Source organism: Methylobacter tundripaludum, assembly GCF_002934365.1.
Classification (GTDB): Bacteria; Pseudomonadota; Gammaproteobacteria; order Methylococcales; family Methylomonadaceae; genus Methylobacter_A; species Methylobacter_A tundripaludum_A.
In genome coordinates this window covers 167,134-174,957 of record NZ_PTIY01000011.1, presented here as the reverse complement: position 1 = coordinate 174,957, position 7,824 = coordinate 167,134, and the positions used below count along the sequence as shown (strand labels likewise).

The following is a 7,824-nucleotide window of genomic DNA, read 5'->3' as shown; positions in this document are numbered from 1 at the left end:
TCGTCTTTGGTCGGATTGAAAAAAGCGTGAAACTATATCAGCTAACCTTTTTCTTTTCCGATTAGTGCCGATTGCACTTATGAGTTGAATCTAAGAAACATAAAGTTAACTATTTAATTCGTGTTTTACGGCCTTCCGAACCGATTGCGCAATATGGCCAACGTCAGCAGCAGCAAAACGCCGATCAGCGACTGGCTCAATATTACCGTCCATACGCTTTCTGTAGCCGGTAAAGGGCTCAACACCGGCGGCTGATCCGAAGCTTGCGCACCTTGCCCGCTCATCATTTTGGGCACGAAAAACGCCCGCCACCGGTCTTCAAATTGATTGACCGCTTCAATGTACCCGGCATAACGGGGGGCATCGATACCCGCCAGACGGTCGGCCGTCAACACGGCGGCAAGTCCGGGCGACAGCGCGGACCACCGTTCCATAAACTCAAAATGAGTCTTACGAACCTCGTCGAAACGATACATCAAAGGCCTCACCTTGCTGTCAAGCTCCAGGTTTGCGGGCAGGCCTGCAATCGCAAGGGATGGCTCTTTCACAGCCGAGATTTCAGGATGCGCCAAGTACCAGGCCGACAGCAATTCGGCCTGCTGTCTGGACGTTTGCGCCTGAACACGGCGAATATCGACAATCGCCGCCAGCCGCGAAGGCATCGGCTCCATGCCGTTCGCGGCCCAACTCAAGCCCGCCGGTACCGCAAAGGTCGTGATCAGCCACACGCCCAACAATCCCACCGCCGCCGCACCCGACGAAACCGGCAATAACAAGAACAGCCCGGAAATTGCAATCCATACCCCGGCAAACAGGCCGACAAAAACCAGCCAATGCGCTGCCGCGTAGAGGGTGGAACCGGAATCCGGCATAAACGCAAGCAGCGATGCAGCGACGGCAGGCATCAACACCATAACGAAGCGCACCGCAAGCGCCGCAAAGACCAACCGCCAGGGACGGGGCATTTGCGCGCAAACCAAGCGCCACACGCCCCGTTCCCGGTCTTCCTGCACCAAGCCGTAACCGAGGGCTATGACCGTCAGCGGCAGCAATAACGCAATTATGCTTGCAAAATCGAGCAAGCCCAGTTCGCGCAGCAACGGGTTGAACAGCTGGTCGCTGTTGCGGCCGTCGGTATAGCGGCTACGGGTCGAGATGCGCAATTCGGTACCCAGCAGGTCCATTTGCCGCACGCTCAATGCCAGACCGCCGAGCGCCGGGAGACGCACGCTTGTATTGTCAGCCGACTTGACTGTCTCGCCGCCTTTGCCGGCGACGGGCGCATCGTGCATTTCCGCCCGTACCTGGCTGTTGCCGGTTTGCTGTTGCGGCTGCAATGCTCGGGCGCGAAACTCGCCGGCGGCAAGGCCGGACCAAAGCGCGCTGGCCGCGAGCAATGCAAAGAACGCGGCAACTACCCACAGATTGACAGGGTTGCGGATAAAGCGCAGCCATTCGGCTTGCAACAAACCGGTCACGGCTTCAGCCTGTTCGCGGAAAACAACAGCCAGATCAGCGCTACGGCCAGCCAAGCCAGCAACACCAGCAGATCGGCCAGCGCATGATACAGCGCAAAGCCCAGCGGAGGCGGCGTATAACTGAATGCCTTAACGCTGCCCCAGTCGGCGTCATGGCCCTGAGCGCCGCGCTCCGCACCGTGACTGCGTTCTCGATCCCAGTCGTCGGTCAGGCCGATAAAATAATCGCGATACTGTTCGGCCTCATCCTCAAAATGCCGCTGATGCGCCAAATCCATGCCCGACAGCGCCATCGAAACCGAGCGCATCGCGATGCTCGGCCCAAGCAGCGAGGCGATATGGACGAAACGGCCCTGGCGCTCGAACGCATCCCTCAATCTGTCGAAATGCAGCGCGTGGACCCGTTCGGAATAATTGTCGTTAAAACTGCGTTTGAGTGCGGTATAGCCGACCGGCAAGTCTTCAATCCTCGCCACGCCGTACTGCTTTAGCACCTGGGCATTAAATGCGGCCTCGCGCGCGTCATGATCGCCATCGTTAGCCAAGCCCTGCTGAATGTCTTGTTTGATCGCCGCCCAAAACGCCGCTACGCTTGGCGTCGGAACCAGCATTTCTGCGGCTGTCGCACCCAGGCGCGGAGCAATCAGCACACTGCCCGTCCAGAACGCCAGCAGGACAAACAAAGCCAATCGGCTGCTTTTAAAATGGATCGACGTGGACATTGCCAAGGCCGCGAATACCGCATAATAAACAAACAACACGCCGCTCAATGCGGATAACCTGAGTATGTCGTCACCGGCGAGATCGAAGTTTTGATACAAAATGATCACAGCGATCAGCATTGCCGGCGTCAATACCACCACAAAAGCCAGCAACAAGCCGGTAAACTTGCCCAGCAACAGCTTGGTGGCCGATACCCCCAGGCTATGCAACATGCGCAAAGTGCCCTGCTCCCGTTCCTGGGTCACCGCGTTGAAGGCCAGCGCAATGACCAGCAGCGGAAGCAGCGCGTACAACACAAAACCGGCGCTGGCCTGCCCGAAACGGCCGGCCAAACCCTGATCGGCCGCCGGATTGAATCGCGCCTCGTTGCGTTTGTGCGGTTCCAGCCAGAGCGCCTGCCCTGTATATTGCCTCAATCCGGGATCTATCGACGCCAGCGGCGAATCCGGCTTGAATACATAAATGCCGAAATGCGCGGCTGCATGCGGGTTCTTGACGCCTTGCGTATCCCATTGTTCCTTCGCGGTTGCGCCGACTGCCCGCTTTTCCTGCTGCACCTGCCGGTGTTCGGCGACGGAAGCCAGAAAAAATCCGCTTAATACGGCGAAGACCGAAAAAGCCAACACCAGCAGCCTTCCGTCCCTCAGCACCGCCAATAATTCCTTGCGGATAATCGCTGCAATCACAGCGAGCCCCGCGCATGCGCCAGATATTTGTGTTCCAGCTCGTCATGCGCGACGGTGTGCGCATCGAACTCTTCGACCAGACGCCCTGCTTTCATGATGCCAATACGGTCGGCGACCTGCTTGGCATTAAACAGATCATGAGTCGCCATCAGCACCGCCATGCCCAAATCGGCGGCTTGCCTTACCCGCCGGGCGAAATCATTGGCCGCACTCGGATCAAGCCCGGAGGTCGGTTCGTCCAGCAGCATGACTTTCGCCTGCTTTGCCGAGGCGACAGCCAAACCGACTTTCTGGCGCATGCCCTTGGAATAAGTCGAAACGCGCCGGTCGTGGGCATCGGCTTGCAGGCCTGTATTCGCCAGCAAATCGTGCGCTTGTTGGCGGGAAATTCGGACATTGGCCAACGTACAGAAAAAGCTCAGGTTTTCGATGCCGCTCATGTAGTTATAAAGCGCGACATTTTCCGGCAAGTACGCCAGCTTGGCGCGAACTGCGGCCGGATTTTGCTCAGGCGACTCGCCGTCAATAAAAACATTGCCGTCGGTCGGCCTGTTGAAGCCCAAGAAGGTGTTAATCGTCGAAGTCTTGCCCGCGCCATTGCCGCCCAACAAGGCATAGACGCAACCTGCCGGAACCGACAAATCGAGCGCGTCGATCGCACGATGGTTTTTATAATTAACCACCAGTTTTCTGGCTTCAAGCAGGGGTTTATTTGGCGACATAATTAGTTTCGGCTTATCTCATTCCCACGCGCTACGTGGGAATGCTAGGCTGGACGCGCTGCGTCCTGTGTTTACACTGTATATGTTTTTAGGCGTTGCACATGACTCGCGGCGCAGCGCGCCTTTAACTGCATTCCCACGCAGCGCGTGGGAACGAGAAAAATTTACTCAGTCCGCGCGTTAAGCGCAGGACTGGCGTTTCCGGCGCTCCGCTTGCCGGAAACGCCCACCCTGGCTGTCGCCGGGCGGTCTTATTCCGGCCTACATCCAAGTCAACGTCCATGCCCAAATGACGCTCTTGAACGGACTTGCCCATAACGACGAGCGTAGCGCGTGGGAACGGGATAAAAATCCTACGCATCGACTACTCGGCAACAGGCTTTAATCGATAATCCTGCTGCTGGGCTTTCCAGGACAGATATATCTTTTCCCCGTCAGTCACCAAAAACGGCTGATCGCCGGTTTTGGCCGTTTGCGCAATCACTTCGGGCTTCGACCAGCTTTTGCCGTCGTCGGCCGACTTCATCAGCTTGATAACATTATTAGTACCGTCAAACTCCTGCCAAACCACATTGACCCGCGAACCGACAGCCAGTACATGCGGATGACCTGAACCGGCCTTGCCGAAATTGACCGGCGTGGAAAAATGCCGTCCGGCATCGGCCGAATAGGCATAAAACAGGCCCTGATTGGTTGGAGAATTGCTGAACCATACCGCGTGATAAATGCCGGATTCGGAAATCGACAGGCCGGGGCCGTGATGCGGACAGGCGTCGATTTTCCAGTTATCCTGGCCCAAGCGGTGGGTATCGCCGGGCGTATTCCAGTCATTGAATTTAACCAGCGCATGATCGCGGACGCCGCCTTCGAAAACGTGCCGCCAAGTAATGACCGGCGTGTTGTCCGGCGCTATCGCGGTATCCAGCCGACAGCACTGGCAGGTATGGGTAGCGATTCTTTTATTGGGATAAAAATGCTGCCCGCCATCGTCCGACCAACTGTAATACAGCGAAGAGCCTTCAAATTTCTGACCGGCTTTTTTTGCGGCTTCAACATCGCGAGCATCCAGCCAAGCGATAAAAATTTCGCCGTTTTTGCCGATCGCCATGCTGTCGAAGCGGTGGCTGATGATGTCCAGATTATCGTTGACGGTAACCGGCGCGGAAAAATGCTCGCCGCCGTCGGTCGAGCGGCTAAAGCGGATGTGGCCGCTATGTTTACCCTCCAGCTTTAGTGTCCAGGTTAAATAAATATTACCCTTGGCGTCCGGCTTTATTTTCGGGCGATATTCGCCTTTGGCTTCTATTTTTTCGGCTGCGGCATTGACCATCACCGGCGAGGTAAAGCTTAAGCCCTTATCGTCCGATGACTGCACATAAACGTGATCATTGTTTACCCAAGTGATCCATAGCACACCGTTGCCGTCAAAAGCGGCGCTGATCGTTTCGGCGCATTGATTCGAGGGCGACGCATTGGCATCGGCGCAAACGCCTTTTGTTTCCGCACCGTGATGATGCGCGTGTTGTTTGGCGTCGTCTGCGGGTCTTACCGTCGCATCATTGGCGCAGCCGGAGACTGCCAGCGCAGCGATAAATAGTAAAGAGGCACGGGATTTCATGGGTTAAACCTGCTTATTTAAAGAATCGAGCGGAATTATAAAGCCGTAGGGGCGCATTGCATGCGCCCCTACGAAAGGCCTAATAATTATACTTTAACTGGGCAAAGTAAGTGCGCGATGGAAACGGGTGATATAACCAGACCTCGCTGTTGTTGACGTTATCAATACCCACCGAAGCGCTGACTTGCTTGGTGACTTGATATTTGGTGCGTAAATCGACAATGAAGTAAGAATTGCCGCCCGACGCATAGGTAGCCAGGTTGGTATCGCTGTTGTTCAACTGGCCGAACTGCGGACTGCTGTAACGGCCGCTGACCGAAGTGACCAACTTGTCGGTCGGACGATAAGCGATAGTCGCACTTGCGCGCCACTCGGGAACCCGTGGCTGGCGTTTGCCGGTTGACGGCTGAGTCGCATAAGGGTTAGCGGCGGTGTTGCCTGCGGCCAGGGCCGCCGCATCCGCCACATCGTTCTCGGTGATTCTGGAGTCAGTCCAGGTGGCGTTACCGGACAGGTCAAGCCCTTGTATGCCGACATCGCTGGCTTCGCCCGCAAACTCGACACCGTAGGTTTGAACTTCTCCGACATTTTGCGCGGAATTAACCGTACCGCCGGTGGCTAAAAAGCCGCGTTGGGTATAAATGGCGTCCTTTACGCGTTCCTGGAACAAGCTAAGACGCAATTTGCCTTGATCCAGGAAATATTCGCCGGACAGCTCGGAAGACAGCGCTTCTTCGGGTTTGAGGTTCGGATTGCCGTTGGCAATATTGGTTACCCCGCCCGTAGTCACTGTAGTCGATTGAAACAACTCGGTTACGGTAGCAAAGCGATAGGCCTGGCCGACGGCTAAACCGGTTTGCACCCGCTCCATTGGCTTCCAGGTCAATTTGGCCTTGGGTGAAAACTCCAGTTCGTTGCGATCCGCCTGGTTCAGCGATTTCAGTGAACCGCCAGTCAAACTCTGATTTAAGCCGTCGTAAGCGTGCCAATTTTCCACGCGCCCGCCCAGAGTCAGGTTCCAGTTCTTGGCAAAGTCCCAGGCGTCCTGCATCCAATAGCCTTCGGTTTGGGTCTTGCCTTGCGAGTTGGAGTTAATGGTCCCGATGTCGCTCGATTGCCAGTTGGCAACGGTATATTGCGGATTATCCAAATTATACAAATCATGATGGAAACCGAAGCTGACTTCATGCTTGCCCAGCAGGTCGACGCCGGGACGCCATATACCCTTGGCATCGGCAGTATGCCAACCGGTTCCAGTCAAACTGGTCACCGTGCCGGCGCCGTTGTTGGCGGCTAACGCAGGCGCCTGTGTCGATGTCCGGCTAAGATCGGTGCCGTATTCGACGACGCTGCCCGACAAGTCCCAATCGAATATGCCGCCGGTATCGGATTTAAGGTTCATGCCATGCGACCAGTGCATCTGCTCGGCTCTGGTTTCTGCGAAAGTACTGCCAAGATCATAGCGCTTGCCGCCGATATTGACCCTTCCGCTATCGACCACATTGCCGGCGCTGTCGCGTAAAAAACTGTTGAAGCCCGCATTATTGTCGTTCTGCCATAATCCGAGCGTATACGCTGCATGAACGGTCGGGGTGAAGTCATAACCCAATTTCCATTTGAAATTATCCTGCACCGTGTGATTAAGGTAGCCCTCGCCCAACACCACGGCAGGAACGCCTGCGCCGTTCAGGTTGGAGACGGCTCCCGTCACCACTTTGTCCGCAGCCGTTGCGGCGGTCGTTGAAACCAGAGGATTATTGAACGTTATCGGCTGGCTATGGCTGTCCAGATGGCTGGCGTCAAAACGGAATGAAAAATCTTTGTAGCGGTCGCCGACATTGAAAGAATATTCCTGGCTGTCGAACATCTTGTTTTTGCCGTAGAAACCGTAATCCTGCCAAGTCGATTTGACGTCGGCGCCGGCCTCGAATTTTTCCGGCATTTTCGTCGTGATGTCGATCACGCCGCCGATAGAGTTGCCGGCATGGGCCGCCGAAAACGGACCGTACATCACATCGACCCGCTCGATTTCCGAGGGTGCCACCATGTTCCAGCGCGGCGAACCGGTGTTGCCGTTGTTATTGCCCAGCAAGGACGACAGCAGGATGCCGTCGGCATAAATCAGGCCCCGGGCGCTGGCGCCTGTGCCCGAAGTACGCCAACCTACCGGCGCATTGGTGTCGCCGATATAACGTTTGCGCACTTGGATGCTGGGCAGGTATTTAATCGTATCCTCGGCCGTCATCGCATTGACGGTGCTCTCTATTTTGTCGCTGGTAACGCTTTCCGTCGTCGTCGGCAGCCGGTATCTTTCCTTGGCGGTAGGCGTCTTGGCCGCAGGTGTTGCTGTTTCGGTGACCTTCATTTCCTTCATCACCGGAACCGCTTTGGCGCTGCCGGCGGCTTTCTTTTTATCGGCATTTTGCCCGGTTTCTGCCGCAACGAGCGGGGACGCCGCCATCAGCAAGCAGATCAGAGCCCGCCTGGCGTTGAGCGGATAAGGTGGTTTGAAATGAGTCATCGTGTCCTCCTAAAATAATTATTTTTATTGTATGTGGCGTTTAAAGGCGCACATCCTTGTGCTGATCAATAAACTG

At 55.9% G+C, this 7,824-nt stretch carries 5 protein-coding genes; all 5 read right to left on the bottom strand.

Features of this window, described 5'->3' with window-relative positions:
* Positions 1–125: 125 nt before the first annotated feature.
* Entirely contained in the window at positions 126–1,532 is a 1,407-nt protein-coding gene (locus B0F88_RS14230; protein WP_258076676.1) for a DUF3526 domain-containing protein, read from the bottom strand.
* Positions 1,475–2,887, bottom strand: a complete 1,413-nt coding sequence (locus B0F88_RS14225) for a DUF3526 domain-containing protein (protein WP_104424590.1) — start codon at positions 2,885–2,887, stop codon at positions 1,475–1,477. The genes B0F88_RS14230 and B0F88_RS14225 overlap by 58 nt, the downstream gene beginning before the upstream one ends.
* Entirely contained in the window at positions 2,884–3,609 is a 726-nt protein-coding gene (locus tag B0F88_RS14220) for an ABC transporter ATP-binding protein (protein ID WP_104424589.1), read from the bottom strand. The genes B0F88_RS14225 and B0F88_RS14220 overlap by 4 nt, the downstream gene beginning before the upstream one ends.
* Positions 3,610–3,973: 364 nt before the next feature.
* Complete coding sequence (locus B0F88_RS14215) at positions 3,974–5,227, bottom strand: sialidase family protein (protein WP_104424588.1); 1,254 nt, start codon at positions 5,225–5,227, stop codon at positions 3,974–3,976.
* Between the two features lie 79 nt (positions 5,228–5,306).
* Positions 5,307–7,748, bottom strand: coding sequence for a TonB-dependent receptor (locus B0F88_RS14210; RefSeq protein WP_104424587.1), 2,442 nt, complete (start codon positions 7,746–7,748; stop codon positions 5,307–5,309).
* Positions 7,749–7,824 lie beyond the last annotated feature (76 nt).